The following is a 24,588-nucleotide window of genomic DNA, read 5'->3' as shown; positions in this document are numbered from 1 at the left end:
CTCAGCGAAGCTTCTGGGTGCCGATGACGGAGAGCATCTGGAGTTTGTCGTAGCTCTCACTGCCGGGGGTGGCGGTGTAGACCATCAGCACGTGGGCCTGGCCCGGGTCGACCAGCCGCTGGCAGTTCAGCTCCAGTTCGCCGAGCTCGGGGTGGACGAAGCGCTTGACCTCGTGCGGTCGTATCCCGATCTCGTGGTCGTCCCACAACCGCCGGAACTCCTCGCTGCGGGCCAGCAGCAGCTCGGCCAGGTGTGCCGCCCGGGAGCCCGGCCCCCGGAGGGTGACCAGTTCGCGCAGCCCGGAGGCGTACATCCGGCTCAGGAAGGCATGCTCCTCGGGCGCGTAGATCTGCCGGCTGGCGGGGTCGGTGAACCATCGGTACCCGGCACACCGGGCCGGCCCGGTGTAGCGGGTCGTGTCTCCGGTGAGCGCGACGCCCAGCGGCGACTGTCGCAAGGTCTCGCCCAGTTCGGTGTTGATCTGGGCGGGGGTGTCGTCCAGGCGGTCGAGCACCCGCAGCAGGCCGGGGCTGATGTGGTCGGCGGAAGAGCCCCTGGGGGGCGGGTTCTGGCCGGCCAGGCGGAACAGGTGATCGCGCTCGTCGAGCGACAGGTGCAGACCCTGGGCGATCGAGGCGAGCATCCGGTGGGAAGGCTGGGGGCCGCGTTCCCGCTCAAGCCGGGAATAGTAGTCGGCCGACATGTGGCAGAGCGCGGCGACTTCCTCGCGCCGTAGCCCGTTGGTCCGGCGACGCTGCCCGCGCGGCAGACCGACGTCTTCTGGTTGCAGTGCCTCCCGCCGATTGCGGAGGAACTGCGCCAGCCCGCTGCGATCGATCACGACGCTCCCCTTTCGCGTACTGCTGGTTTCTACCGCCTGGGCGAAGAGGGAACCAGGTTCCGCCGATCCCCCCATCTCGATCCGCAGCGGTGACTCGCTGAGCTTTTGATCGACAGGCCGTGGTCGCCGCGGCGCTTTCGCTTGACGATCGATGGTACGACCCGGAAGAGCGGGCAGAATCAATGCGACATGACGACAAGATCGGATCAATGCGACATGACGACAAGATCGGCAGGTTGAGGTGAGTCCTCCCGACGTTGCGGGGGAGCGGGTCGCTGGCCTGATCCTGGCCGGTGGGGCGGGCCGCCGTTACGGCGGCCCCAAAGCACCCGTTTTTCTCGGGCAGGCCCTCGGTGTGCTCCGCGACGGCGGTTGTGACCCGGTTATCGCAGTTCTCGGCGCCGGAGCCCGTCAGACCCGAGCCGTCGTCGACCTGGCAGGCGTTCTGCTGGTCGACAATCCGGGCTGGGCCGAGGGCATGGGATCGTCGTTACGGCTCGGCCTCACCGCGGCCACCCGCATACCGGATGTCTCGGCCGTATGCGTGCACCTGGTCGACATGCCCGGGGTCTCCGCGACGGCGGTGGCCCGGCTGCTGGCGCAGGCACACGCCGGTTGCCTGACCCGTGCCTGTTACGACGGCGAACCGGGCCATCCGGTGGTGCTCGGTCGTGACCATTGGGCCGAGATCATCACCACCGCCCGTGGCGACCAGGGAGCCCGGGCATACCTACGCCGGCACGCCGCCCACGTCACCGTGGTCGAGTGCGGTGACGTGGCCGCCGGGTACGACATCGACGAACGGTGACGCCGCAACCGGTACACCGGTGAACCCCGCCTCACCCGGCTACGCAGGACGCTGGCGCGTCGGGCAGCCTGGTCGCCCATCGCCTTGCGCAATCGGCAAGCGACCGTGCCACAGCCGCATGATCGCCTTAACGTCGCGGGTATGGCCCACCACGCACCCCACCACGGCGACAGCCACGACGCCGGGCAGGCCGAAATCCTCGACCTGGACGCGCAAGTCCTCGCCGCGCAGCTCGCCGAGATCACGGCATGGCTCCCCCTCGACACACCCCCGCGCCACATCGTGGATCTGGGCAGCGGCACCGGAGCAGGAACCTTCGCCCTGCTTGACCGTTTCCCCGACGCGCACGTCACCGCGGTCGACTCCTCGGCCGGGCACCTCAACCGTCTGCGGGAAAAGGCGTACGCCCGGGGCGAGGCGGACCGGGTACGCACCGTACAGATCGACCTCGACAAGCCCGACTGGCCCGACCTCGGTACCCCGGACCTGGTGTGGGCCTCCGCCTCGATGCACCACATGGCCCACCCCGACCAGGTCCTGCGCACGGTCCACGACCTGCTGCCCGCAGGTGGCCTCTTCGCCGTCGTCGAACTGGCGGGCTTCCCACGATTCCTCCCCGAGAACGCCCCGGACGACCGCCCCGGCCTGGAAGAACGCTGCCACGCCGCCAGCGACCACCGGCACGCCCAGCGCATACCCCACCGTGGCACCGACTGGGGGCCGATGCTCGCCGCCGCCGGATTCACAGTCGAAGGCGAGCGCCGGATCACCGCGCACATCGAGGGGGCGGGCAACCCGGCCGTCGGCGCCTACGCCCTCGGTAGCCTCCATCGCATCCGCCACAGCGTCACCGACGTCCTCGCCCCCGAGGACCTCGCCGCACTCGACCGACTGCTCGACACCGACAGTCCGCACAGCATCCTGCGCCGCACCGACCTCGCCGTCCGAACCGAGCGCACCGTGTGGGCCGCCCGCCGCACCGGATGACCCTAGGCGTGCCCAGCCGGATCAGGTGGGCAGGTCCACTATCGGGTCGTCGCCGTCATGCGGGTCCTCCAGAGGTTTCGATGTTTGGTGGTGCGTTCGCGGTCACGCCTCGGCGACGATGACGACCTTGCCCATGACGGTCCGTGACTCGGCGAGCGCCAGGGCCGCTCCGGCCTGGGAGAGCGGGAGCTGGGCGGCGATCTGCGGAGTCAACGTGCCGTCAGCGACCAGGCGCAGCACGTGGGTGAGGTCTTCGGCCAGTCGGGCCTGGAACGCGGCGCGGCGGCGCCTGCCGGCCCAGAAGTTGTAGAAGTGCGCGCTCCTGCCGTTGGGCAGAAGGTGCCACGCGTAGATGCGGCCGAACAGCTTCAGTATTCCCAGCACCGGGTTGCCCGGTTGGCCCTTCGCCGCTGCGGCGCCGTAGCTGACAAGCGTGCCGCCGCGCCGCAGCAACCGCCACGACTGCGCAAGCCCCGCCCCGCCGACGTGGTCGAACACCGCGTCCACCCCGTTCGGGGCGAGCTCGCGGATCCGCTGGTACATCTCCGGCTCGCGGTAGTCGACCGGGATGGCGCCCAGCTCGCGTACCGCGTCGTGATGCCTGGCCGACGCGGTGCCGATGACCGTCATTCCGGCGGCCCGGGCGAGTTGCACGAGCGTGGAGCCGACTCCGCCGTTGGCCCCCAGCACCACGACGGTCCCACCCTTGCCGACCGCCGCCTTACGGTGCAGCATCTGCCAGGCCGTGACGCCATTGACGAGTACGGTCTCCGCGGCGGCGGCGGACACGCCGTCCGGCACCGGCACCAGGTCCCCGGCGTCGAGGAGCAGGTGACTGGCCCACCCGCCGACCTTGGTGACGGCGGCCACCCGACGACCCCGCAGCGCGCGGTCCACGCCGGGGCCGGTGGCGGCGACCGTGCCCACCACGTCATAGCCCGGCACGAAGGGAAACGGCGGCTGATCGTAGTAGGTGCCCAGGCGCATCTGCTGCTCGGCGAAGGACACGCCGGTGGCCTCCATCCGCACCATCACCTGCCCCTCGCCGGGAGCCGGCAGGTCACGGACCCGGACCTGCAAACCGTCCGGCACCACCTCACCGGGTAGCACGATCTCGGTCGCTTGCACGGCAACGGTGTTGCCCATGACACCCCCAAGCGGTTCGGCTGCCTACTCACGCAGGTGAGCCCACGTGCGCCGTGGATCAGGCGAGATATGAGAGCACTGCTCTCGAACTAGGTACATGCTCTCGCATGAGAGCGCCGATCGTCAAATGACCTGTTCGCGGGCAGGCGAAACCCGCCGGCCTGTCTGGCTGCCGGCCAGGGAAACGGAGATGATCAACGAGATCAGAGGGGCCGCCCCGCCGTTACCTCGCCGCGGAGAGGCGGCCAACCTGTCGCTGCGCGCGGTCGCCCGGGGGATGGGGAATGGCCCCGTCGGCGACGCGGCTCAGGCCGGCGACGCCCGCCGCAGGTCACTCGCCGGCGATTAGCGGCAGTGCGTAGCCGGCGGTTCTATGGCGTCGAAGTCTGGCCCAGTGCCGCCTCGACGATCCGGATCGCCTCGGCGGGATCGACGCCGATCCTGGTGATGACCGCCGCGTAGTCGTGAGCGGCCCGGCGGGCCTGTTCGAGGGCCTGCTCACCGGCGGCCGAGACGAACGAGCCGGCCCGCCCGCGAGTCTCGATCAGCCCGGCCTCCTCCAGCTCCCGGTACGCCCGACCGACGGTGTTCACGGCGAGGCCGAGGTCGGCCGCGAGCCGGCGGATGGTCGGCAGTCTCGTGCCGACGGCGAGCGAGCGATCCTGGATCTGCCTCGCGAGCTGGGCCCGGAGCTGCTCGTACGGTGGCGTCGGGGAGGTCGCGTCGATGACGATCATCGGGTGGCCAGGGCTCGCCGTGCCGCCGTCCCGGCACCCGTGGTCCGGGTCTGGATCAGGCAGAGCGCGAGGGTGCCCGCCACCACGAGCACCAGTGAGACCGCGTTCCACCAGCCGAGCGATTCGCCGTACAGGAAGATGGTCGGCAGCGACCACACCAGGCTGGGTGTGACGAGGGCGCGGGCGTCCTCGACCCGCATGATCATATCGGCGGTGAGCGACGTTTCGTCCTCCGCCACGGCCGGGCTCGTCAGTATCTGGCGCAGCTGCATGACGGTGCCGGCGGCGGTGCCGGCGAGACCGATCAGCACGACGGTCGCCCCGTACCGCAAGGCGGAGTCCGAAACCGGTAGCACGCTCACCGCGAGCAGCACGGCGCTGGTGAAGGCGGCGACCGTGAAGACGGCGTACGGCCGGTCCAGCACCGCTGGCCAGCCGAGCTTGACCGGGTGGGCGACCCGTCGGGACAGTTGCGCGCCGGCCCGCTGGTCGACGCGTCGTACCCACCGGCCGAGGAACCACTGCGCCACCAGCAAGCCGACCACCAACGCCGTAAGTGCCAGCAGCGGTGGCCAGGAGGACGTGGCATAGGTGAGTCGGAACGCGTGCGTGAGTGCCGCGCCGATCAGGAACGCGGCCAGCAGGATGCTGTCGACGAGCTTGGCGCGCCGTCTTGCCGCCAGCCGCGCCGCGAGCAGCGGGGTCGGCTCGACCTCGGCCAGGCCGTGCCGGGCCAGCCACTGCCTGGCCTCCGGGTGATCTGCCTGTGGCATGCCGCCACCTCCGTATGTCGCAAGCTTTGTATCAACAAGATGAGTCATAGCATGCGACAATGTCAACCCCGGGGTGGGGCGCTGTCACGAACGTGGCGACCGTGGGAAGCGGGTGACTGAGCCGGGCGGGCCCGACCTGAGTCGAGCCCGCCCGTTTCAGTCCGGCCTGTTCAGGAGGGTTGGATCTCGCTCCGCAGCGAGTGGACCGGCACGCCCTCGAACAGGTTGTCCATCAGTCAATCGAGATCATCTTGCGAGGGGCGCGAGCCGGAACTGCTGGTTGGTTTGTCCGTGGCAGTCGTAGAGCTGGACCTGGGCTCCGTTGGCGGTGCTCCAGACGTCGAGGCATCGTCCGGACTGGACGCCGCTGATGGTGCCATTGGAGTTGATGTTCCATTGCTGGTTGGTCTGGTTGTGGCAGTTGTAGATCTGGACTGCGGTGCCGTTGCCGGAGCCTGCTGCGTCCAGGCACATGTCGCCGTACACCCGTAGTTGCTTGTCCGGGGTGTAGGTCCATGACTGGTTGGGTTGCCTGTTGCAGTCGTAGAGCTGGACCCGGGTGCCGTTGGATCGGGAGGCGTTGGGTACGTCGATGCAGCGGCCCGACTGCGCGCCGACGATCTCGTTGGCGGAGCCGGATGGTGGCGTGGTCGGGGTGGTGGTGGGGGTCGGCGTCGGCGTGCCGGTCGGCGGCGGAGTGGTCGGCCCCGGCGGAAGCAACGGGCACGTACTGCGGTAGGTGACCACGCCGCTGTTGTCCAGCAGCGGGCAGAGGAACTGGCTGTACCGGGCGTCGTTGTCGATGAACATCTTCAGGAACGGCAGCATGGTCCGGATCAGCACCGGGTTCGACCGTCCGACCATGAAGCCGTGATCCCCACCGGCGACCTCCAGGTAGGCGCTCTCCGTGCTGGCCGGGAGGCTGTTGTACAGGCCGAGGGCGTAGGACGGGGTGACCACCGTGTCCGCCTGCCCAGAGATGATCATCGTGGGTACCTGGTTGCTGGCCAGGTTCGACGACGGCGAGTACGGCGTGATGCCGACCACTGCCTTCAACGACGAGCGCCGCATGGCTGCGCTCAGCGCCCCACCGCCGCCCATCGAGTGACCGGAGACGGCCAACCGGTTCCGGTCGACCCGGTCGCGTACCGGGCTCTGCTGCGTCAGGTAGTCCAACGCGGCGAGCAGCTGGGTGCCTCGGGCCGTGTCGAAGTCGTTACGGCTGTTGGTCTCGATGCCGATCACGACGAAGCCGTGCGATGCCAGCCACGGCCCCATCCAGGCCAGTTCGGCGGAGAACAACGCGGTGTAACCAGGCGAGATCGCGATGGCCCCGAAGGTGCCCTGGCTGGTGTCGGTCGGGTAGTAGATCCTGCCGCCGTTGAAGCCGTTCCCGGTCGGGACGCTTACCGACGTGTTGGCAAAGGGGCCGTTCACGGCCGCGACACTGGTCCGGGTGGGGTCCGGGCCCCGCTGGTACGGGTTGTCGGCGGCCGACGCAGATCCGGTCGCCACCGTCACGGTGAACAACCCGACGGCGACTGCGATCCCGGCCGTGGCGAGCTTCGACAGCCGTCCTCGGAAGCCGGGGGACACTCGGTCAGCCTGGGTGTTCCCCGGGGGTGGGGGGTGCGGTGCCTGTCCTCGCACTGTCGGTACCTCCTGGTGGTGGGGGTGAGTGAGGGGTGGGCGGGGTGCGGCGGCTCCTGGGAGCTCAAGGATCGTGTTAGCGATCACATCCATCGATGGCTCTCAGGCTGACAGAAAGTTTCAAGGTTCTCAACCGGTAGTTTCCGGGAATTGACCGGTAATTTTTTCGGCCGGCGCTCGGCTCGGCGGGCTCGGCGCCGCTGGCGGGCGAGCGCACCCACCCGCGAGAGGGCGGCAGAGCGCACTAGAGCGAGGATCGGAGCCAGCTGCTGGCGGCCAGCGTGCCCAGCAGTTGCAGGGCCTCGGCGCTGCGGCTGTGCGGCTGTGCGCGGTACACGATCAACTGCTGGCCGGGGGCGTCCCGCACGTCGAACGCGTGGTACGACAACGTCAGTTCGCCCACTGTGCCGTGCCGGAACGTCTTCGCCTCGTGTGTCTTGCCCTGCACGTCATGCCGCCCCCACAGCCGGCGGAACTCCGGGCTCGCCCGGCCCACTTCCTCGGCCAGTTCCTGTGCCTGCCGGTCGTGCGGGTCATGGCCGAGGGCCAGGCGCAGGTTCGCCACGCACGCCTCGGCGGCGCGTCGCCAGTCGGCGAAGAACGTCGGGCCGGCCGGGTCCAGGAAGGTCATCCGGACGAGATTGTCCGCCTCGGCGAAGTCCGCGTAGAACGCGGCGGCCAACGCGTTGCCGGCCAGCAGGTTGAGTCGCCGGTCGATGACCACGGCCGGGGTGTCCGGCCAGGCGTCGAGCAGTTCCCGCAGGCTCTGCCCGACCCGGGGCCGGGCGGGTGCCGGCGCGTCCCCTGGCGAGAGCCCGGCCAGCCGGAAGAGATGGTCGTGGGCGTCCGGACCGAGGTCGAGAGCCCGGGCCACGGCGGCCAGCACCGACGTCGACGGGTTGCGCTCCCGGCCCTGCTCCAGCCGGGTGTAGTAGTCGACGCTCACCCCGGCCAGCACCGCGACCTCCTCGCGCCGCAGCCCCGCGACGCGCCGGGTGCCACTGGAGACGAGGCCGACGTCGCCCGGCGTGAGCCGGGCCCGCCGAGCGGTGAGGAACGCCCCGAGCGCGGTGGTCGGCATGCCACAAACGGTAGCCGCGCGGGCTACGGCCAGGCAGGGTGCGTCGCACCCTGGTTGGGCCCGGCCTGGTTGCCGGCTCCGCCGCCGGTGACGGTGAAAGCACGAGCCCCAACCCCAGGAGGTACGCCATGAGCAGCCCGATGCTCGACGAGGCGGTGCTGGCGGAGATCACCGGGAACAGCGGTGACCGGCACCGTCCACTGATGTTCGTGAACGCCACAATCCACACGCTCGACCCGCTGATCGGTGATTTTTCCGCCGCCGACCTGCTGATCGGTGCGGACGAGATCGTCGCGGTCGGTCCGGGCCTGCACACCGCGGCCGAGGACGACGGCGCGATCGTCGTCGACTGCACCGGCCTGGCCATCGTGCCCGCGGTCATCGACGGTGTCGCCGTCGCCGGCCTGCGGGTCCGTCCAGTCGACCGGGTCGGTGCGCTCACGCCCGGAAATCCCGCCACCTTTGCCCTGGTCGCCGGCCCGACCTCCGGCGCGTCCGCCCTGGAGATGATCGTCTGGCGGCCGGAACAGGCCGCCGCGATCGTCGTCGACGGGCAGATCGCGCTCGTCAACGGTCGCCGACTCACGCCCGCCCCGATCGAGCCCGACCTGCGCCCCCGCTCGGTCCAGAGCCCCTACCTCGGCATGTGGATCGACGAGACCGGCTTCCTGCACCAGGAACTCACCGCCGACGGCCGGTACGACGAGACGCGGGGCGGCCGGCCGCACGCGTACCAGGGGGCGTTCTGGATCGACGGTGACCGGATCGTCTACCGCGACGACCTGGGCTTCTGGGCGTACGGCCGGTTCATCGACGGGGTGCTGCACCACGCCGGATACGTCCTGCACCGCCGGTGACCACAGACAGCGAAGGGAGCCTTGGAGATGATGTTGTTCAGCGGTGGCGCGGTCGTCACCATGGACCCCGCGATCGGCGACCTGGACCGGGGTGACGTGCTGGTCCGCGAGGACCGGATCGTCGCGGTCGGCCGGGATCTGCGGTCGCATCCGGAAGCGGCGGGCGCAACCGTGATCGACACGTCCGGCCGGATCGTCAGCCCCGGATTCGTCGACACCCATCGGCACGCCTGGCAGGCGCAGTTGCGCCGCAGCATCCCCGACGTGACCGACCTGGGGGCGTACGTGACGTCGACGCTGGCCGGGAGCGCGCCCGCGTACACGCCGCACGACATGTACGTCGGCACCCGGCTGGCCGCGCTCACCGCCCTCGACGCCGGCATCACCACGATGCTTGACTTCTCGCACAACTCGCGTACGGCGGCGCATTCGGACGCGGCGATCCAGGCGCTTGTCGACACCGGCATCCGGGGCGTACACGCTTCGATGGGACCGCACTTCGACGACTGGGACCGCCAGTGGCCGGGTGACCTGGCGCGGTTGTGCGCGGCGTACCAGGGTGCGAACGGCGGCCTGGTGACGCTGCGCCTGGCGGCGTTGGCCACCGACGAGATCGCCGGGCCGGCCCTGGCCTACGGGCCGGAGCTGGCGGCCGTCGCCCGCGATCTCGACCTCGGCGTCAGCGTGGACGCGGTGTTCGGCGTGCCGTCCGCCACGGCGATCCTGAGCTGGGCCGCCAACGGGCTGCTCGGCCCGGAGCTGACCCTGATCCACGCCACGGGCCTCACCCCGCAGGCGTGGCGGGCGATGGGCGACGCCGGGGTCACCGTGTCGCTGGCACCGACCTCGGAGGCGCAGATCGGTCTGGAGACGGCGGTGCCCGCGATCGACGAGGCGCTGGCGGTCGGTATCCGGCCCGGGCTCAGCATCGACGTGGAGGTGGCTCTGGCAAGCGACATGTTCACCCAGATGCGTACGCTGCACGCCATCCAGCGGATGCGCGCGGTGAACGCCGCCTACGGCACGGGAAGCACGCCGTACCGGATCACCACCCGCGACGTGCTTGACTTCGCCACCGTGCAGGGTGCCCGGACCAACGGGCTCGGCGACGTCACCGGTTCGCTCACCCCCGGCAAGCAGGCGGACCTGCTGGTCGTCAACGCCTACGACATCAACACGATGCCGCTCAACGACGCGGTCGGCACGCTTGTGCTCGGGGCCGATCCCCGCAACATCGAGACCGTGGTGGTGGCCGGTCGGGTGCGCAAGAGTGGCGGGCGGCTCGTCGGTGTGGAGTTGGACGAACTGCGCCGGGAGGTGACCGCATCCCGCGACGCGATTCGCGCGGCCGTCGCCTCGGGATGATCTCGGGCGGCACGACGGATGGCGCGCTGCCGGAAGACCCGGAGACCTGACATCTTCCTCACTTCCGCTCGGAAGGCTGGCTCCGGCCGGGCCGGAAGGCCGGCCGCAGTGGCCCGGGACGCTCCCGGGTCGACCGGACGGAAGGGGCGATGTCATGCGGAGGAGTCGGGCGGTCTGGGTGGGTGCCGTCATGCTTGTCGCGCTCTCGGCCTGCGGGGCAACGAGCGACGAGCAGCAGGCGGACGACGGCGCGGCGCAGGTGGCCACGTTGGAGACTCCCGAGCCGGAACGGACCGGCTCGGCGCAGCCGAAGGAACAGCGTCCGCGCGAGCGGCTCGACACCACGTCGGAGGAGTTCGAGGCGATGCTCGGGCCGTACTACAAGTGCATGCAGGAGCAGGGTCTGACCAGCCCGCCCGGGGGCGGCAAGCCCCGGCCGACCACTGCGGCGGAGATGGAGAAGTTCGAGGCGGCGAACCGGATCTGTGAGCCGCAGTTCTATCCACTGCCGCCGTGGGAGAAGGACCCGGCCAACCCGGAGGCCCGGGACTTCGCGCTCGCCGTGGTGAATTGCCTGAAGGACAAGGGCGTCAAGTACGTGGAGGTCGACGCGGACGGCATCTCCATCTCCCTCGGTGGGGACCAGAACGACTCCCGTTCGATCAGCTTGGGGCTGGAGTTCGCCCCCGAGTGCGAGCGCAAGGTGGCCGCCGCGTCGAATTGACGCCTGACGAACAGCGAGCGCGGCGGCCGATCCCCGGCCGCCGCGCTCGTCCGTATCGCCCTTCGCCCGCAGTGATCCGGTCCCGTAGCTGGACCGGGAGGGCGGGACACCGCCAGCAGGGCAGCTCAGCCGGCGGCGAGGGCCTGCGTCGGGGGCAGCCGAGCCGCGCGTACGCACGGGTAGACACCGGCGAGCACGCCGATCACGACGGCCCCGCCCACCCCGAGGACGGCCGATTCGCCGGGCAGCACCAGCGGCCAACCCTGCCAGGTCGCGTACCCGACGGTGGCGAGCAGGCCCGTCGCGGTGCCGACCAGCCCGCCGAGCGCCGCCAGCACCACCGATTCGGTGAGGAACTGACCTCGGATCTGCCCACGGGTCGCCCCGAGCGCCCGTCGCAGGCCGATCTCGGCGCGCCGTTCCAGGACCGAGACGACCATCGTGTTGGCCACCCCGATGCCACCGACGAGCAGGGCGACCCCGGCCAGGGCCAGGAAGAGTACGGAGAAGCTGCCCTCGGTGGCCCGCTTGGCGGCCAAGGCGTCGGAGGGGCGGCTCACCACCACCTGGCCGGGACGCTCCGGTGAGATGGTCTCGGCCAGCACAGCCCGGACCGCCTCCAGTTGCGACTCCTCGCAGCGCAGGTAGATGACGGTCGGGTGACCGTCGAACCGCAGCTCGCTGCGGGCCGCCTCCCAACCGACAAGCACCGACCGGTCGATGTCCGGCGACAGCGGGGTCTCGGCCAGGATGCCGATCACGGTGAACCGGCGGTCCGCGATCATCACCTGCGGCGGGGGCTGGCCGGCGGGCAGGTCGGCGATGCCGAGTCGGGCGGCGGCGACGGAGCCGAGCACGACCGTGGGGAAGTTCGCCGTGGCCGGGTTCAGCCACCTGCCGGCCCGGATCCGTGCGTTGATGGTGGGCAGCAGATCCAGGCGGCTGGCCAGCACGGTGAGCCCGGAGCCGTTCGAGGGGTCGACGCGGTCGTTTCGGCGTACCACGGTGTGGGTGTTGCCGACCGCGCTGACCGCCGTGACCGGGCCGATCCGCTGGACCATCCCCACCGCCGATTCCGACAGCCGGGTCGGTGGCTCGCGGTCCGGCACCGCCATCGCCTGGAGGGTGTTCGTGCCGAGCGCGGTCAACTCGGTCAGCAGCGCCGCCTGGCTGGACGCCGGGATGCCGGTCACCACGATCATCGTGGCGATGCCGATCGCGATGCCCAGCGCCGACAGCACCGCCCGCAGCGGACGGGTCCGCAGGCCCGTCAAGCCGAGCGCGAGCAGGTCCGGCACGGCCAGCCGGACCGGTCGCGGCGCCCGGTCGGACTGCCCGGTCACCGGTCCGCCACCACGGCGTGCGCCGCGCGCCGGGCCGACGACGCAACCTCGTCGCGAACCAGCCGCCCGTCACGGATCTCGATCTGCCGGGGCAACGACGCGGCGATGTCGCGGTCGTGGGTGATCAACACGATGGTGGTGCCCTCCTCGTTGAGCCGGCGCAGCAACCGCAGCACGGACTGCCCGGTGGCGGTGTCCAGCGCGCCTGTGGGTTCGTCGGCCAGGACCAGCGAGGGCCGGTTGGCCAGGGCCCGGGCGATCGCGACGCGTTGCTTCTCGCCACCGGAGAGCTGTCGTGGGCGGTGCCCGGTGCGGTGCGCCAGGCCGACCCGGGCCAGGGCGCGCAGGGCGTGCTCCCGGCGTTGTCGACGCGGCACCCCGGCGTAGAGCAGGCCGGTGGCGACGTTGTCGGCCGCGCTCAGGCCGTCGGCGAGGTGGAACTGTTGGAAGACGAAGCCGATCTCCCGGGCCCGCAGCGCCGACAGCCGGCGGTCGCCAAGCGTCGCGACGTCCTGACCGGCGATGTGGACGGTGCCCGAGGTGGGGCGGTCCAGCGTCCCGATGATGTTGAGCAGGGTCGACTTGCCCGACCCGGACGGTCCGACGATTGCCACCAGTTCTCCGGCGGCGACCTCCAGGCTCACCCGGTTTAGCGCGGTGACCCCACCCGGATAGACCATCGACGCGTCGCGCACCGAGAGCACGGGTTGGCCGGTCACGCGGGTACCACCAGTTCGGTGCCCTCGGTCAGCCCGGCGCCGGTGATCTCGACCCAGCCGTCGGCGAACATGCCGGTGCGCACCGCGACCAGTCCGCTGGACGTCTGTACCGCGTACCCGCCCTCGCGCAGGGCCACCAGCGCCTCTACCGGCGCGGCCAGCACATCGGCGGCGGTACGCCCGGCGAAGTGCACAGGCACCTCGCCGGAGTCGAGGTCGGCGATGGTCTGCGGTTTGTCGACGGCCACCGTCACGGTCAGTAGTTGTGGGCCGGTGGTGGCGCCGTTCTCGGCCGCGACGAGATCACGGCCGACGGAGACGACCCGCGCCGGCACCGTACGGTCGTCGGGCAACCCGACCTTGACCCGGTCCCCCCGTTTGATCGAGGCGGCGTCGGTGAGTTCGGCACCGACCGTGATCACCTTGCGGACGGCGGTCACCGACATCAGTGGCGCGTTCGCCGGGTCGCCGGGCTGTCCGGTGATCGAGTCCACCCGGACCGCGCCGCTGGAGACCTCGACGTGCCCCACCGGGATCGTGCCGGTCGCCGGCACACCCAGATCGGTCTGCCACCGTTTGATCGCCGCGATCAGGCCCGTGGTCAGGACGCCCTCGTCGCTGCGTACCCGCTGCGGTTCCGCTCCGGGACCCGCAGCGCCGCCGGTGGTGGAGTTGCCGGCCGGCGGATGGGGCGTCACCCGCTCGCCGGGCGACGGCTGCTTACCGATCGAGTAACCGAGCGCGCTCAGGTTCTCCGCGATGATCCGCACATCCCGGCCGACCAGGTTGCGCCCGGCGATGTCGCGGTACATCGGCATGCTGCCGTAGAAGAGCACAACCGGCCGGTCGTCGGCCCGGAACAGCTGCTCGCCCCGCTTGATCGTGGCACCGGCCGGCGGCAACCAGGTGACCGTCGCCGCCAGGTGCCCGGCGAGCGGGCGGGCCGCGCCGAATCCGATGGTGCCGGGCAGCGTCCTGGTGGTGGAGAGGTCGCGGCGAACGATCGGTGTGGTCGCGACGGCGGTCGTCGCCTCCGGCCCCGGCTCGGCGGCGGTCCGGTGCCGGGCCACCGCGATCCCGGACCCGGCCACCAGCCCGGCCACCACGAGCCCCACGGCGAGCCAGCGCATGCCGCGCCGCCGGGCCGGCGGATCCGGCACGCGCGGGATGAACTCGGTCGGATCGTCAAGCTTCGGATGCATGCCGACGAGCGTGTCCAGCGGTCGTTAGAAACCTGTCAGGTATCGCCTCCGGGACCGCTCGCGGCGGATGTCCGGACCTATCATCGCCGCCATGTGCGCGCAGGTTCTGGTCGCTGACGACGATCCCCGCCAGGCCGAGGTGGTACGCCGGTACCTGACCGCCGAGGGCCACGGCGCGGTGGTGGTACACGACGGCCGGGCTGCGCTGGACACGGCCCGGCGGCTCCGGCCCGACCTGCTGGTGCTGGACGTGATGATGCCGGAACTCGACGGCCTACAGGTGTGCCAGACCCTGCGCCGGGAGTCGGACGTGCTGGTGCTGATGCTTACCGCCCGGACCACGGAGGACGATCTGCTGACCGGGCTGGAACTCGGCGCCGACGACTACCTGACCAAGCCGTACAGCCCGCGGGAGTTGATGGCCCGGATCCGCACCCTGTTGCGGCGGGCGGGCCGGGGCGGGCCGGCCCCGGCCGGGACCGGGCTGCGGCGGATCGGTCCGATCGAGATCGACACGGCGGCGCACCAGGTCACCGTGGACGGCGTCCGGGTGGCCTGCACCCGTGGCGAGTTCGCCATCCTGGCGGCCATGGCGGAGCAGCCGAACCGGGTCTTCACCCGGGCCCAACTGCTGCACCACACCCACGGCATCGACCGCAGCTCGACCGAACGAACCATCGACGTGCACGTGATGAACCTGCGGCGCAAGATCGAACGCGATCCACAGCGGCCCGCCTGGTTGGTCACGGTCTTCGGCGTCGGTTACAAGCTGACCAACGGTTCGGCGACGCCGCGGTGAGCGGCGGACGGGTGCCGGTCCGGCACAGTCTGGTGACCCGGCTGCTGGTCACCTCCGTGCTGATCGCGGTCGCCGCGATCGCGGCCACCGCCTGGCTGGCGACCCGGACCGCGACCCGGGCGATCAGCCAGGAACAGGGTCGTTCGCTCGCCGAGAACCGCAGCGTGTACGACCAGCTGGTCGGGTACGCGGCCAGCCACCCGGACTGGTCCGGGGTGCAGCCGCTCATCGAACAACGTGCCGCCGAGCTGGACCGCCGGATCACCCTGATGACCGAGGACCGGACGGTCATCGCCGACACGTTCCCCGGCCCGTCGCTGCGTACCGCCCGTCCGGCCGCCGTGGTGGATCCGCTGAATCTGGATCTCGGCCTGACCGGCGGTACCGACCGCATCGACGGCCGGGCGGTCGGACCCTTCCGGGTGTCGTCGGCCGCCCGCGCCGACCTGCGCGAGCGGGCCGACCAGCAACTCTCCTGCGTGCGGAGATTCGGGGCCGACGGGGAGATCGAGTGGCGGCCGAACGGCCGATTCGAAATTGTCCTGACCACACCGGACCCGACCAAGGTGGCCACCGATTGCCGGGTGGGTTTGCCAGTGCCGGCCACCGGATCCGAACGGAAGGCGCTGCGGTCGTTGGGCCGGTTGGCGGCCCGCTGCGTCGACCTGGACGAGAAGACCCAGCAGCTGGAGGTCCTGCCCGACTTCACGGCGTACCTGGTCCCTCTCCGTGATGCCCGGCCGGTCGAGGAGGGTCGTGGCTACCTGGACACGGCCGGCGCGGCGCGGATCAACAGCTGCGTGGAGAAGTCCCGGCGGACCATGCTCCAGCCGTACGTGGCCCCGGCCGTGCTGCTGTTCATCACCGCCCCGGACACCGGAGTCGACCAGACCACGTTCACCCTGTCCGGCGAGAACACCATCCGCATCGTCACCGTGACCGGGGCGGTGCTGGTCGCCACAATCATCGTCACGGTGCTGGTGGGCCGCCGGCTGGTCCGCCCGTTGCAGGCGCTCACCGACGCCGTCGACCGACAGCGTCCGGCCCCGGTGTCCACCCCGGATGAGATCGGCCGGTTGGCCCGTGCCCTGAACGATTCGGTCGACCGCCGCGACCGGGCCGAGGCGCAGCGGCGAGCCATGGTCAGCGATGTGGCGCACGAACTGCGTACCCCGCTGACCAACATCCGCAGCTGGCTGGAGGCGGCCCAGGACGACCTCGCCCCGACCGACGCCCAACTGCTCGGCCTGCTGCACGAGGAGGCGGTGCTGCTCCAGCACATCATCGACGACCTGACCGATCTGGCCGCCGCCGACGCGGGCACGCTGCGGATCCATCCCGAGCCGACGTACGTGCGGGACGTGCTAACCCAGGTGGTGGAGAGCCACCGGGGCACGGCACAGGCGGCCGGCATCGACCTGACCATGCAGCTCCGCGACGACCCGGTGCTGCCGGCCGACGCGGTGCGGCTCCGCCAGATCGTCGGCAACCTGGTCTCCAACGCGATCCGCTACACCCCGCCCGGCGGCTCGGTCACCGTCGGCGCGCAGGACACCACGATCACCGTACGGGACACCGGCGTGGGCATCGCGGCCGAGAACCTGTCGAAGATATTCGACCGGTTCTGGCGGGCGGACGAGTCGCGTAACCGGGCGACCGGCGGCAGTGGCCTGGGGCTGGCGATCAGCAAGCACCTGGTCGAAGCGCACGGCGGCACCCTGACGGTGGCCAGCACCCCCGGCGAGGGCAGCCTGTTCACCATCCGGCTACCGGAGATCGGGACGGCGCCACCGCCCACCTGACGCTTCCGGGACGACGATGGGCCGGCGACTGGAGTCGCCGGCCCATCATGCCTACCTACTGTCGAACGCGTAGCTGATTACCGGACCCGCAGCTGTTGGTGGACTGCCGCGGCGGGAGCGTAGGTCGCGTCACCGGAGTAGGCGACGTGGACCGCGTAGTTCCCTGCGGACAGGCCGCTGGTCGGCAGTTTGACGACGGCCTTGCCGTTGGTCAGCGCGATCACCTGCGTGGTGCCACCGAAGGTGACGGCGATCTCACCGGTCAGCTTCGGCGCCTTCTTGTGCTGGTGTTGCGCCCGCACGTCGACGTCGAGCGTGAACGTGCCACCCCGGACGACCGACGCGGGTGCGGCCTTCGCCTTCACCACGGTCTTCGCCGTACCCGGGGCCTTCAGGGTGACCCGGGCCGAGCCGGACTTGGTCGGGTCGACCACCGACGTCGCCACGACGGTGAGCGACGACGCCTTCTCCTTGGCGGACACCGAGAGCAGACCGTCCGCGGAGATGGTGGTCTCCGCCGAGGTGGCTCCCTGGACCGCCCACGTCACCGCCGGGCTCACGCCCTCGTTCGTCGACACCTTGGCGCTGAACTGCCTGGTCCAGTTCCAGCCCTTGGTCAGGTTCACCTTCGCGGGGGTCACCGAGACGGAGTCGACGCCCGTCCACAGGTGATCCCGGGCGAAGATGGTGAAGAGCTGGCTCGCGGTCATGCCGTCGTGCGCGCCCGGGACCTGGGTCGTCGCGGCGGCGTACCCGCGGGCCCGGAAGTTGTTCGCGATGCCGTTCTGGACGTTGAGGTTGCCCTCGAAGACACCGTTGCCGAGGAACACGAAGAGGTCCTGGTCCCCGACCGCAGCCGCGACGTTGTCGTAGTCCTGGGTGCTCAGCGACGGGTTACCGGAGAAGTGTCCGTAGAACGCGAACGTGGTCGGGTAACCCCGGATCACGTGGGCGCCCGTCATGCCGCCGTACGAGAAGCCGGCGTAGGCGCGCCCCTCCCGCGTGGTGGCGACGTTGTACCGCTCCTCGATGAGGGGGAGGATCGTCTGGACCAGGTTGTTGGCGGCGTTTGTCTGGTTGTACGAGGCGAAGCCGAGGCTGGTACCCGTGAAGTGGTTCCCCATGGTCACCACCACGGTCGGCTCGATCTCGCCCTTCGCCGTCATGTTGTCCAGGATGTGCGGGACGTTCGCCGGGACCATGAAGTCGGTCTCGTCGCCGAAGATGCCGTGCGCCAGGTACGCGACCTTGTACGGCTCGGCGCGGTCGGGGTCGTAGCCGGCCGGCAGGTAGACGCCGAGGTAATGGCCGCTGTCGCCCAGGATCGTGGTGTAGGGGATGTACTTGACGGTCCCGCGCTTCGAGCGGTCCCTGATCGGCAGCTCGTACTCCGCGCGCTCCTTGAGCACCGGGTCGTTCTGCTTGTCGGCGTATGGCACGTAGACGGCGTCGAGGACGTCGTTGTTCCGGACCCGGAAGGAGGACTCACCCGGGGGGCGGGGGTTCGTCGAGGCGGGATCCCAGATGCGCTTGTTCTCCCAGCCCTGGGTCGGGTCCCAGACCCGGTACCAGTAGCTGAGGCTCCCGGCGTGCAGCGGGAGCGAGACCGACCAGTACCCCTTCGAGTCCTTGGTCATGTCCCGGAGGAATTCGGTGCCGCCGGCGTGGTACCGGCCCGGCTGCCACTCTTCCGGCTGGTACCGCGTGTTGCCGGTGTTCACGTCGAGCAGGGTCAGGTCGCCGGCGAGACGGACCTGCGTGGCGTTGGGGTTGCGGTAGACGAACTTGACGGTGTACCCGGTCGGTGAACTGCGATCCGCCGTGACGGTCGCGCCTTCGGCGATCTTGGATTTGCCGGCAGCAGCGGCTGGCGCGGAGACGACGGCGCCGGCACCGAGTGACATGACCGCGAGCAACGAGGCGGCACGCATGAGCCTGCGCCTTCCGATTGCTATCTCCATCTGAGCGAACTCCTCTGTGGTCCCTCTTCGTGGCCTTGTTTGGACCTTCTGCTCTATTCGGACAATGGGATGGGGGGGTGGGTGGGACTGGGGTCAGCTAAATCGAATTAGCATGGCGCGTAGTTTGGTCGTGCACGACTGCCGATGTCAAGGGTGTTTCAGGTCTGTTGCGGCACCGGTTGCTCCTGGTCACCGGGCCGAAAGTGCCGGCCGGCGAACGCCGACGGTCGGGCGCTACTCGGGGTGAGCGACCAGGGTCTCGGCCATGAGTCGGGCGTGGGCCAGTTGCCGGCCGTGGCGGATTGCCGCCAGGTCCCCGAGCGAGGCGCGGGCCAACACGCCCTCGTAGATGATGAGCAGTTGCTCGGCCACCTGCGCCGGTGCGGACACCCCGCACTCGGCGGCCAGCTCGCCCAGCCGCCGGAGCATCGACGCCTTCTGCTCAGTGATGACCTTGACGGCCGGATGCGCCGGATCGCTGATCTGCACGGCGGCGGCCGACATCGCGCACCCGTGGTCCATCCCGGTCGACCTGCGCCAGGCCTGCAACGCGTCGAAGATCGCGAGCAGCCGACCCTCGGCGTCGCCAGCGCGGGAGATCTCCGACTCCCAGACCTCGCGCCACCGGCGATCGCGGTCCGCGAGGTACGCCGCGACCAGGTTGTCCTTGTTGCCGAAGGACTTGTACAGCGAAGCCAGGGCCACCTCGGCCCGTTGGACGACGGCGTCCACCCCGGTGGTCGCGATGCCCTGCGCGTAGAACAACTCGTCCGCTGCGCGCAGCAGGCGCTCGCGCGCCGAGCCTCTCGCTCGCCCCTGTTGCGGCATGGGCCCACCCTACATTTGACCGGGTAGAGCGATCGTTCTACTCTTGCCCGGTGAAGCACCCCGTGAGCTGGCATTTTCGCCCAGTCGTGAGCGGGCAGCCCGCAGACCGCTGGGCCATGATCGGCGCGGGGACGGCCCTGATCGGCGTCTGTTACGGGTTCGCCCGCTTCTCCTACGGCCTCTTCGCTCCGGTGTTCCAGGACGAGTTCGCGATGGGGCCCACGCTCACCGGAGTCGTCGGGTCGGGCAGCTACCTCGGTTACTGCCTGGCCATCGTGATCAGCCTCGTCCTGACCGCACGACTCGGGGCCCGGCCGATCGCCCTGGCCGCCGGCCTCGTCGCCACGCTCGGCACCGCCACCGTGGCCGCGGCGCCCAACGGGGTCGTCCTCGCCGCCGGGATCCTGGTGGCCGGGTCGAGCACCGGCCTGGCCTCCCCGCCGATGGCCGCTGCGGTTGCCCGGTGGGTCCGCGAAGCGCACCGTGACCGTGCCCAGTCGATCGTCAATGCCGGAACCGCGGTCGGCGTGGTCCTCTCCGGTCCCATCGTCCTGGCGTTCACCGAGAGTTGGCGGCTGGCCTGGGCGTTGTTCGCCCTCATCTGCGCAGCGGTCACGCTCTGGGTCGCCGCGACCGTGCCGAACACCGAACCCGAGGCCGCGCCGCCAACCACGCGGAGCGGGGCCGCCCGCCGCCGGCCATCGGGCCCGCCCGGAGCGGTCCGCCTGCTGTCGGCCGCGCTCTTCATGGGCTTGGCCAGCGCTCCGGTCTGGACCTTCGGGCGTGAGATCATCAGCGTTCTCGGCGATGCCGGACCGACCGCCTCCGCGGTGATGTGGATCGTGATCGGCGTCAGCGGTCTCGCCGGCACGGCCAGCGCCGACCTGATCACCTGGCTCGGCCTGGCACGGTCCTGGACCCTCACCCTGCTCGCCCTCGCCGCCGCGACCGCGCTACTGGCCGCCGCCCCTGCGGTGCTGCCACTGGCCCTCGCCGCCGCCGCGATGTTCGGCGCCAGCTACATCATGCTCTGCGGGCTCGCCCTGTTGTGGAGCACGCAACTGTTCGTCGGGCGGACCGCCATCGGGGTGGGCGCCGCATTCCTGTTCCTCGCCGTCGGGCAGGCCCTCGGCGCACCGATCGCCGGTGTGCTGATCGAGCAGGCCGGCCATGTCACCGGCTTCCTGGTCTTCGCGGCGCTCGGTGTGGTCGGCGCCGCCATCCGCCCCGCTGCCCGTCCGGCACCGGCTGCGGCACGCGACTGACGACGCTCCGGGCCCTAGCTGGGTACCTCGTTGTTAGCGTGATCAAGCCGCCTCAGAGGTACGACGTCCGACGATCACATGATTCCGGAAGATTACGTCTTGACGAACGACATGTTATCGCCCACAGTCGATGTTCAAGGACGACGATGCCTCTGGCTTACCGGGCAAGCCTGCTTCGTCGGACATCGGATCAGGCGTGCGCCAGGACACGCAGCCGTCGATGTTAGCGCTAACACTCGACGGTCGGCGCTCGACGATGTGGCGTGTCGTGGTGTGCCCGGCTTCGGGCGCACCGGTCGGTCTTGGTCGATGGAGGAGGATCATGTCTGCCCTTGGTAGGTCTCCAGCGCTCGCGCCACCGCCGGCGCGGCGGCGTGGGTTGTTGCCGCGGGTCGCCGCCGCTGGCGTGACGGCGGTGCTGGTCGGTGTCGCCGCCGCAGCGGTGGTCTCGGCACCCGCGTCGGCGGCGACGGTCGACACCAGTGCCTGGTACGTGCTGGTCAACCGCAACAGCGGTAAGGCTTTGGACGTGTACAACCTGGCGACGAACGATGGTGCGCGGATCACGCAGTGGACGCGGAACAACGGCAATCAGCAGCAGTGGCAGTTCGTGGACTCCGGTGGTGGCTACTACCGGTTGAAGTCGCGGTTGTCGAACAAGGTGCTGGATGTGCACAACTTCTCGACGGCCAACGGTGCGGCGATCGTGCAGTGGGCTGATCACAACGGGACGAACCAGCAGTTCCGGTTGGCTGATTCCGATGGTGGTCACGTCCGGTTGATCAACCGGAACAGCAACAAGGTGCTGGAGGTGCAGGGCGCCTCGACCGCCGACGGCGGCAACATCGTGCAGTACGACGACTGGAACGGCGCCAACCAGCAGTGGCAGCTCGTCCGGGTCGACGGGGGGACCAACCCCACGCCGGGGCCGACGACGCCGCCGCCGTCGGGTAACTGCAACCTTCCGTCGTCGTACCGGTGGTCGTCGACGGGTGCCCTGGCGCAGCCGCGGGCCGGCTGGGTGTCGCTGAAGGACTTCACCCACGCGCCCTACAACGGCCAGCACCTGGTCTACGCCACCACGCATGACACGGGGACCAGTTGGGGTTCGATGAACTTCGGCCTGTTCTCCAACTGGAACCAGATGGGCTCGGCCAGCCAGAACCCGATGCCGTTCAACGCGGTCGCGCCGTCGTTGTTCTACTTCGCGCCGCGCAACATCTGGGTGTTGGCCTACCAGTGGGGCGGTCCGGCGTTCTCCTACCGGACCTCGACCAACCCGACAAACGTCAACAGCTGGTCGGCGCATCAGACGTTGTTCACCGGCAGCATCTCCGGCTCCGGCACCGGCCCGATCGACCAGGCGCTCATCGGTGACGACCAGAACATGTACCTGTTCTTCGCCGGCGACAACGGGCGCATCTACCGGGCCAGCATGCCGATCGGCAACTTCCCGAGCAGCTTCGGCTCCAACTACACCACGATCATGACCGACACCACGAACAACCTGTTCGAAGGGGTGCAGGTTTACAAGCTTCAGGGCCAGAACCGGTACCTGATGCTGGTCGAGGCGATCGGCGCGCAGGGGCGTTACTTCCGCTCCTTCACCGCCACCAGCCTCGGCGGCACCTGGACCCCACAGGCCGCCACCGAGAGCAACCCCTTCGCGGGCAAGGCCAACAGCGGCGCCACCTGGACCAACGACATCAGCCACGGTGAGCTGATCCGTTCCAACGCCGACCAGACCATGACCGTCGACCCCTGCAACCTCCAACTGCTCTACCAGGGCCGCGCCCCCAACTCCGGCGGCGACTACGGCCTGCTGCCCTACCGGCCGGGTCTGCTCACCCTGCAACGCTGACCCCGTAGATCCGAAGAACCGCCAGCGGGCGGGCTCGGCACCAGGCCGAGCCCGCCCGAATGCGTGCGGTGCCGCCGCCGCTAGGCGTCGGAACGCTTCAGTCGCCAGGCTGCCGCGACAAGGACCGCGAGCAGGTACGCGGCGAACACCGCGAGTCCTGCTGCGGGGTCGAGTGTTCCTGAGTCGGCGGTGACCGCGGTGAACGAACTCGCCGCGTTGGCCGGAAGGTATCCCACCACGTCGTCGCGCCAGGAGTCGGGCAGAAGCAGGGCGGCGACCCCGCTGAGCAGGAACATGAGACCGAACAGGGTACTGATGGCAGCCGGGGTGGAACGCAGCAGCGCGCCGAGGGCGAGCCCGAGCAGCCCGGAGCCGGTCACGGTTACGGCGGAGCCGATGATCGCGCGGGTCGCTCCCGGATCCGACCAGGTCGCGCCGCTCTCACCGAGAATCGCCTGGCCGGCGGTGAAGGCGACGACGGTGGCCGCCAGGCTGACGGCGAACACCACGATGCTGAAGACTGCGATCTTGGCCCAGAGGACGGGCAGCCGCTTGGGAACCGCGGCCAGCGACGACCGGATCATGCCGGTGGCGTATTCGCTGGCCATGAAGAGCACGCCGAGGGTGCCGAAGGCGAGCTGAGCGAAGGTGGTACCGGCCAGGCTGACCTCGACCGGGCCGATGCCCGCTGCCCCCGGGCCGCCGGGACCGTCACCGATGACGGGACCGCCGCTCTGGAAGGACGACGTGGCGAGCAGGCCGATGCCGACGAGGAACAGGACACCGACGCCGAGCGTGATGATCGATGATCGCAGGGACCAGAACTTGATCCACTCTGCCCGGATGACGCGTCTCTGGGTGACGCGCAGGTCGGGCATGCTGATGGCGGTGGTCATCGCGCTGCGGCTCCCGTCGGTACCCCGATGCTGGCGGTCGCCTGGTATTCGACCGCGTCTCGGGTCAGCTCCATGAAGGCTTCCTCCAGCGAGGGGCGTTGGTGGGTGAGTTCGTACAGCGGTATTCCGTGCGCGGCGGCCGCATCGCCGACCTGCTCGGCCGTGATGCCCGAAACCTCCAGCAGGTCGCGTTCGACGGTGCGGATCGTCGTTTCCGGTCCGGCGATTATTCGGTGCAGTTCTGCGGCCCGGCTGGAGCGGATCCGAATGGTTTCGGGCGATGCCTGCGCGATGAATTCCCGCACCGACACGTCAGCGATCAACCTGCCCCGACCGATGACGATGAGGTGTTCGGCGGTCAACGCCATTTCGCTCATGAGGTGTGACGAGACGAATACGGTGCGCCCCTGGGTTGCCAGGTCCTGCATGAGGGTGCGGATCCACAGGATGCCCTCCGGATCGAGCCCGTTCACCGGTTCATCCAGAATCAGCACCTCGGGGTCTGCCAGCAGCGCGGAGGCGATGCCCAGTCGCTGGCCCATGCCCAAGGAGAACCCGCCGGCCCGCTTGCGGATCACGCCATGCAGACCCACCAGGTCGATCACCTCGTCAACCCGGGCGCGGGGCACGCCGGTGGTGGCGGCCATCGCGGTCAGATGATGGTAGGCGGACCGGCCGGGATGCACGGCCTTGGCATCGAGAAGAGCGCCCACCTGGCGTAGCGGCGCCGTCAGGTCGGTGTATTTCTGACCGTTGATGGTGGCGATGCCGGCGGTCGGCCGGTCAAGCCCGAGGATCATGCGCATGGTCGTCGACTTGCCAGCGCCGTTGGGGCCGAGGAAACCGGTGACGATGCCTGGCTTGACGGTGAACGTCAGCGCATCGACGGCTGTTTTCTCGCCGTACCGCTTGGTGAGATTCGCTACCTCGATCATGCGTCAAT

At 70.0% G+C, this 24,588-nt stretch carries 22 protein-coding genes; 9 read left to right on the top strand and 13 right to left on the bottom strand.

Annotation, left to right across the window (positions count from 1 at the left end; all coding sequences use genetic code 11):
- Position 1: 1 nt before the first annotated feature.
- Positions 2–841 carry a helix-turn-helix transcriptional regulator gene (locus AC507J_RS00240; RefSeq protein WP_496286966.1) on the bottom strand — a complete coding sequence of 280 codons (840 nt, stop codon included), beginning with the start codon at positions 839–841 and terminating at the stop codon, positions 2–4.
- Between the two features lie 241 nt (positions 842–1,082).
- Here AC507J_RS00240 and AC507J_RS00235 point away from each other — a divergent pair, with 241 nt between their 5' ends.
- Positions 1,083–1,649 carry a nucleotidyltransferase family protein gene (locus AC507J_RS00235; RefSeq protein ID WP_496286964.1) on the top strand — a complete coding sequence of 189 codons (567 nt, stop codon included), beginning with the start codon at positions 1,083–1,085 and terminating at the stop codon, positions 1,647–1,649.
- A gap of 141 nt (positions 1,650–1,790) precedes the next feature.
- A complete protein-coding gene (locus AC507J_RS00230) occupies positions 1,791–2,636 on the top strand; it encodes a class I SAM-dependent methyltransferase (protein WP_496286963.1) in 846 nt (281 codons plus the stop codon).
- A 102-nt stretch (positions 2,637–2,738) separates the two neighbouring features.
- On the opposite strand, the gene AC507J_RS00225 is transcribed toward AC507J_RS00230, so the two are convergent.
- The 5 genes from AC507J_RS00225 to AC507J_RS00205 form a co-directional block, all read right to left on the bottom strand.
- Entirely contained in the window at positions 2,739–3,782 is a 1,044-nt protein-coding gene (locus AC507J_RS00225; RefSeq protein WP_496286962.1) for a medium chain dehydrogenase/reductase family protein, read from the bottom strand.
- A gap of 371 nt (positions 3,783–4,153) precedes the next feature.
- A complete protein-coding gene (locus tag AC507J_RS00220; protein ID WP_496286961.1) occupies positions 4,154–4,519 on the bottom strand; it encodes a GntR family transcriptional regulator in 366 nt (121 codons plus the stop codon).
- Positions 4,516–5,292: a hypothetical protein gene (locus AC507J_RS00215; protein WP_496286959.1), complete on the bottom strand. Its 777-nt coding sequence runs from the start codon at positions 5,290–5,292 to the stop codon at positions 4,516–4,518. The genes AC507J_RS00220 and AC507J_RS00215 overlap by 4 nt, the downstream gene beginning before the upstream one ends.
- A 246-nt stretch (positions 5,293–5,538) precedes the next feature.
- On the bottom strand, positions 5,539–6,888 hold the full coding sequence (locus tag AC507J_RS00210; protein ID WP_496286958.1) for a poly(ethylene terephthalate) hydrolase family protein: 1,350 nt from the start codon (positions 6,886–6,888) through the stop codon (positions 5,539–5,541).
- A 298-nt stretch (positions 6,889–7,186) separates the two neighbouring features.
- Positions 7,187–8,023: a helix-turn-helix domain-containing protein gene (locus tag AC507J_RS00205; protein WP_496286956.1), complete on the bottom strand. Its 837-nt coding sequence runs from the start codon at positions 8,021–8,023 to the stop codon at positions 7,187–7,189.
- Positions 8,024–8,151: 128 nt separating this feature from the next.
- On the opposite strand from AC507J_RS00205, the gene AC507J_RS00200 reads away from it, so the two are divergent.
- The 3 genes from AC507J_RS00200 (at position 8,152) to AC507J_RS00190 (ending at position 10,969) form a co-directional block, all read left to right on the top strand.
- A complete protein-coding gene (locus AC507J_RS00200) occupies positions 8,152–8,880 on the top strand; it encodes an Atu4866 domain-containing protein (protein ID WP_496286955.1) in 729 nt (242 codons plus the stop codon).
- 27 nt (positions 8,881–8,907) lie between these two features.
- Positions 8,908–10,245, top strand: coding sequence for an amidohydrolase family protein (locus AC507J_RS00195; RefSeq protein ID WP_496286954.1), 1,338 nt, complete (start codon positions 8,908–8,910; stop codon positions 10,243–10,245).
- Between the two features lie 154 nt (positions 10,246–10,399).
- Complete coding sequence (locus tag AC507J_RS00190) at positions 10,400–10,969, top strand: hypothetical protein (RefSeq protein ID WP_496286953.1); 570 nt, start codon at positions 10,400–10,402, stop codon at positions 10,967–10,969.
- A gap of 125 nt (positions 10,970–11,094) precedes the next feature.
- Here the strand turns inward: AC507J_RS00190 and AC507J_RS00185 are convergent, their stop codons facing one another.
- Genes AC507J_RS00185 through AC507J_RS00175 form a run of 3 tightly spaced genes read right to left on the bottom strand, consistent with a single transcriptional unit; the run spans position 11,095 to position 14,233 of the window.
- Positions 11,095–12,312, bottom strand: a complete 1,218-nt coding sequence (locus tag AC507J_RS00185) for an ABC transporter permease (RefSeq protein ID WP_496286952.1) — start codon at positions 12,310–12,312, stop codon at positions 11,095–11,097.
- On the bottom strand, positions 12,309–12,992 hold the full coding sequence (locus AC507J_RS00180) for an ABC transporter ATP-binding protein (protein ID WP_496287351.1): 684 nt from the start codon (positions 12,990–12,992) through the stop codon (positions 12,309–12,311). The genes AC507J_RS00185 and AC507J_RS00180 overlap by 4 nt, the downstream gene beginning before the upstream one ends.
- A gap of 35 nt (positions 12,993–13,027) precedes the next feature.
- Positions 13,028–14,233, bottom strand: a complete 1,206-nt coding sequence (locus AC507J_RS00175) for an efflux RND transporter periplasmic adaptor subunit (RefSeq protein WP_496286950.1) — start codon at positions 14,231–14,233, stop codon at positions 13,028–13,030.
- 91 nt (positions 14,234–14,324) lie between these two features.
- Between AC507J_RS00175 and AC507J_RS00170 the strand changes: the two genes are divergently transcribed.
- On the top strand, positions 14,325–15,032 hold the full coding sequence (locus tag AC507J_RS00170; RefSeq protein WP_496286949.1) for a response regulator: 708 nt from the start codon (positions 14,325–14,327) through the stop codon (positions 15,030–15,032).
- Positions 15,029–16,834, top strand: coding sequence for a sensor histidine kinase (locus AC507J_RS00165; protein WP_496286948.1), 1,806 nt, complete (start codon positions 15,029–15,031; stop codon positions 16,832–16,834). The genes AC507J_RS00170 and AC507J_RS00165 overlap by 4 nt, the downstream gene beginning before the upstream one ends.
- A gap of 77 nt (positions 16,835–16,911) precedes the next feature.
- Here AC507J_RS00165 and AC507J_RS00160 read toward each other — a convergent pair whose 3' ends face one another.
- Together AC507J_RS00160 and AC507J_RS00155 are read right to left on the bottom strand one after the other, a co-directional pair.
- The gene (locus AC507J_RS00160) at positions 16,912–18,765 is read right to left on the bottom strand and encodes an alpha/beta hydrolase-fold protein (RefSeq protein WP_496286947.1); all 1,854 of its coding nucleotides are present in this window, start codon (positions 18,763–18,765) and stop codon (positions 16,912–16,914) included.
- A 264-nt stretch (positions 18,766–19,029) separates the two neighbouring features.
- Complete coding sequence (locus AC507J_RS00155) at positions 19,030–19,623, bottom strand: TetR/AcrR family transcriptional regulator (protein WP_496286946.1); 594 nt, start codon at positions 19,621–19,623, stop codon at positions 19,030–19,032.
- Between the two features lie 86 nt (positions 19,624–19,709).
- Between AC507J_RS00155 and AC507J_RS00150 the strand changes: the two genes are divergently transcribed.
- Positions 19,710–20,888: an MFS transporter gene (locus AC507J_RS00150; RefSeq protein WP_496286945.1), complete on the top strand. Its 1,179-nt coding sequence runs from the start codon at positions 19,710–19,712 to the stop codon at positions 20,886–20,888.
- 322 nt (positions 20,889–21,210) lie between these two features.
- Complete coding sequence (locus AC507J_RS00145) at positions 21,211–22,749, top strand: non-reducing end alpha-L-arabinofuranosidase family hydrolase (RefSeq protein ID WP_496286944.1); 1,539 nt, start codon at positions 21,211–21,213, stop codon at positions 22,747–22,749.
- An 80-nt stretch (positions 22,750–22,829) separates the two neighbouring features.
- Here AC507J_RS00145 and AC507J_RS00140 read toward each other — a convergent pair whose 3' ends face one another.
- Both AC507J_RS00140 and AC507J_RS00135 read right to left on the bottom strand, forming a co-directional pair.
- Entirely contained in the window at positions 22,830–23,645 is an 816-nt protein-coding gene (locus tag AC507J_RS00140) for an ABC transporter permease (protein WP_496286943.1), read from the bottom strand.
- Complete coding sequence (locus AC507J_RS00135) at positions 23,642–24,580, bottom strand: ABC transporter ATP-binding protein (RefSeq protein WP_496286941.1); 939 nt, start codon at positions 24,578–24,580, stop codon at positions 23,642–23,644. The genes AC507J_RS00140 and AC507J_RS00135 overlap by 4 nt, the downstream gene beginning before the upstream one ends.
- Between the last annotated feature and the right edge of the window lie 8 nt (positions 24,581–24,588).

It is taken from the genome of Micromonospora sp. PRAS1 (assembly GCF_059553435.1).
This window is presented reverse-complemented; position numbering and strand designations above follow the sequence as displayed.

What these genes read in the sequence shown, in the direction of transcription:
- AC507J_RS00155 (WP_496286946.1), bottom strand. Translation starts at nt 19,623, where the DNA reads ATGCCGCAACAGGGGCGAGCGAGAGGCTCGGCGCGCGAGCGCCTGCTG.
- AC507J_RS00220 (WP_496286961.1), bottom strand. Translation starts at nt 4,519, where the DNA reads ATGATCGTCATCGACGCGACCTCCCCGACGCCACCGTACGAGCAGCTC.
- AC507J_RS00205 (WP_496286956.1), bottom strand. Translation starts at nt 8,023, where the DNA reads ATGCCGACCACCGCGCTCGGGGCGTTCCTCACCGCTCGGCGGGCCCGG.
- AC507J_RS00230 (WP_496286963.1), top strand. Translation starts at nt 1,791, where the DNA reads ATGGCCCACCACGCACCCCACCACGGCGACAGCCACGACGCCGGGCAG.
- AC507J_RS00160 (WP_496286947.1), bottom strand. Translation starts at nt 18,765, where the DNA reads ATGCGTGCCGCCTCGTTGCTCGCGGTCATGTCACTCGGTGCCGGCGCC.
- AC507J_RS00170 (WP_496286949.1), top strand. Translation starts at nt 14,325, where the DNA reads ATGTGCGCGCAGGTTCTGGTCGCTGACGACGATCCCCGCCAGGCCGAG.
- AC507J_RS00135 (WP_496286941.1), bottom strand. Translation starts at nt 24,580, where the DNA reads ATGATCGAGGTAGCGAATCTCACCAAGCGGTACGGCGAGAAAACAGCC.
- AC507J_RS00200 (WP_496286955.1), top strand. Translation starts at nt 8,152, where the DNA reads ATGAGCAGCCCGATGCTCGACGAGGCGGTGCTGGCGGAGATCACCGGG.
- AC507J_RS00190 (WP_496286953.1), top strand. Translation starts at nt 10,400, where the DNA reads ATGCGGAGGAGTCGGGCGGTCTGGGTGGGTGCCGTCATGCTTGTCGCG.
- AC507J_RS00180 (WP_496287351.1), bottom strand. Translation starts at nt 12,992, where the DNA reads ATGGTCTATCCGGGTGGGGTCACCGCGCTAAACCGGGTGAGCCTGGAG.
- AC507J_RS00145 (WP_496286944.1), top strand. Translation starts at nt 21,211, where the DNA reads ATGTCTGCCCTTGGTAGGTCTCCAGCGCTCGCGCCACCGCCGGCGCGG.
- AC507J_RS00140 (WP_496286943.1), bottom strand. Translation starts at nt 23,645, where the DNA reads ATGACCACCGCCATCAGCATGCCCGACCTGCGCGTCACCCAGAGACGC.
- AC507J_RS00175 (WP_496286950.1), bottom strand. Translation starts at nt 14,233, where the DNA reads ATGCATCCGAAGCTTGACGATCCGACCGAGTTCATCCCGCGCGTGCCG.
- AC507J_RS00215 (WP_496286959.1), bottom strand. Translation starts at nt 5,292, where the DNA reads ATGCCACAGGCAGATCACCCGGAGGCCAGGCAGTGGCTGGCCCGGCAC.
- AC507J_RS00195 (WP_496286954.1), top strand. Translation starts at nt 8,908, where the DNA reads ATGATGTTGTTCAGCGGTGGCGCGGTCGTCACCATGGACCCCGCGATC.
- AC507J_RS00225 (WP_496286962.1), bottom strand. Translation starts at nt 3,782, where the DNA reads ATGGGCAACACCGTTGCCGTGCAAGCGACCGAGATCGTGCTACCCGGT.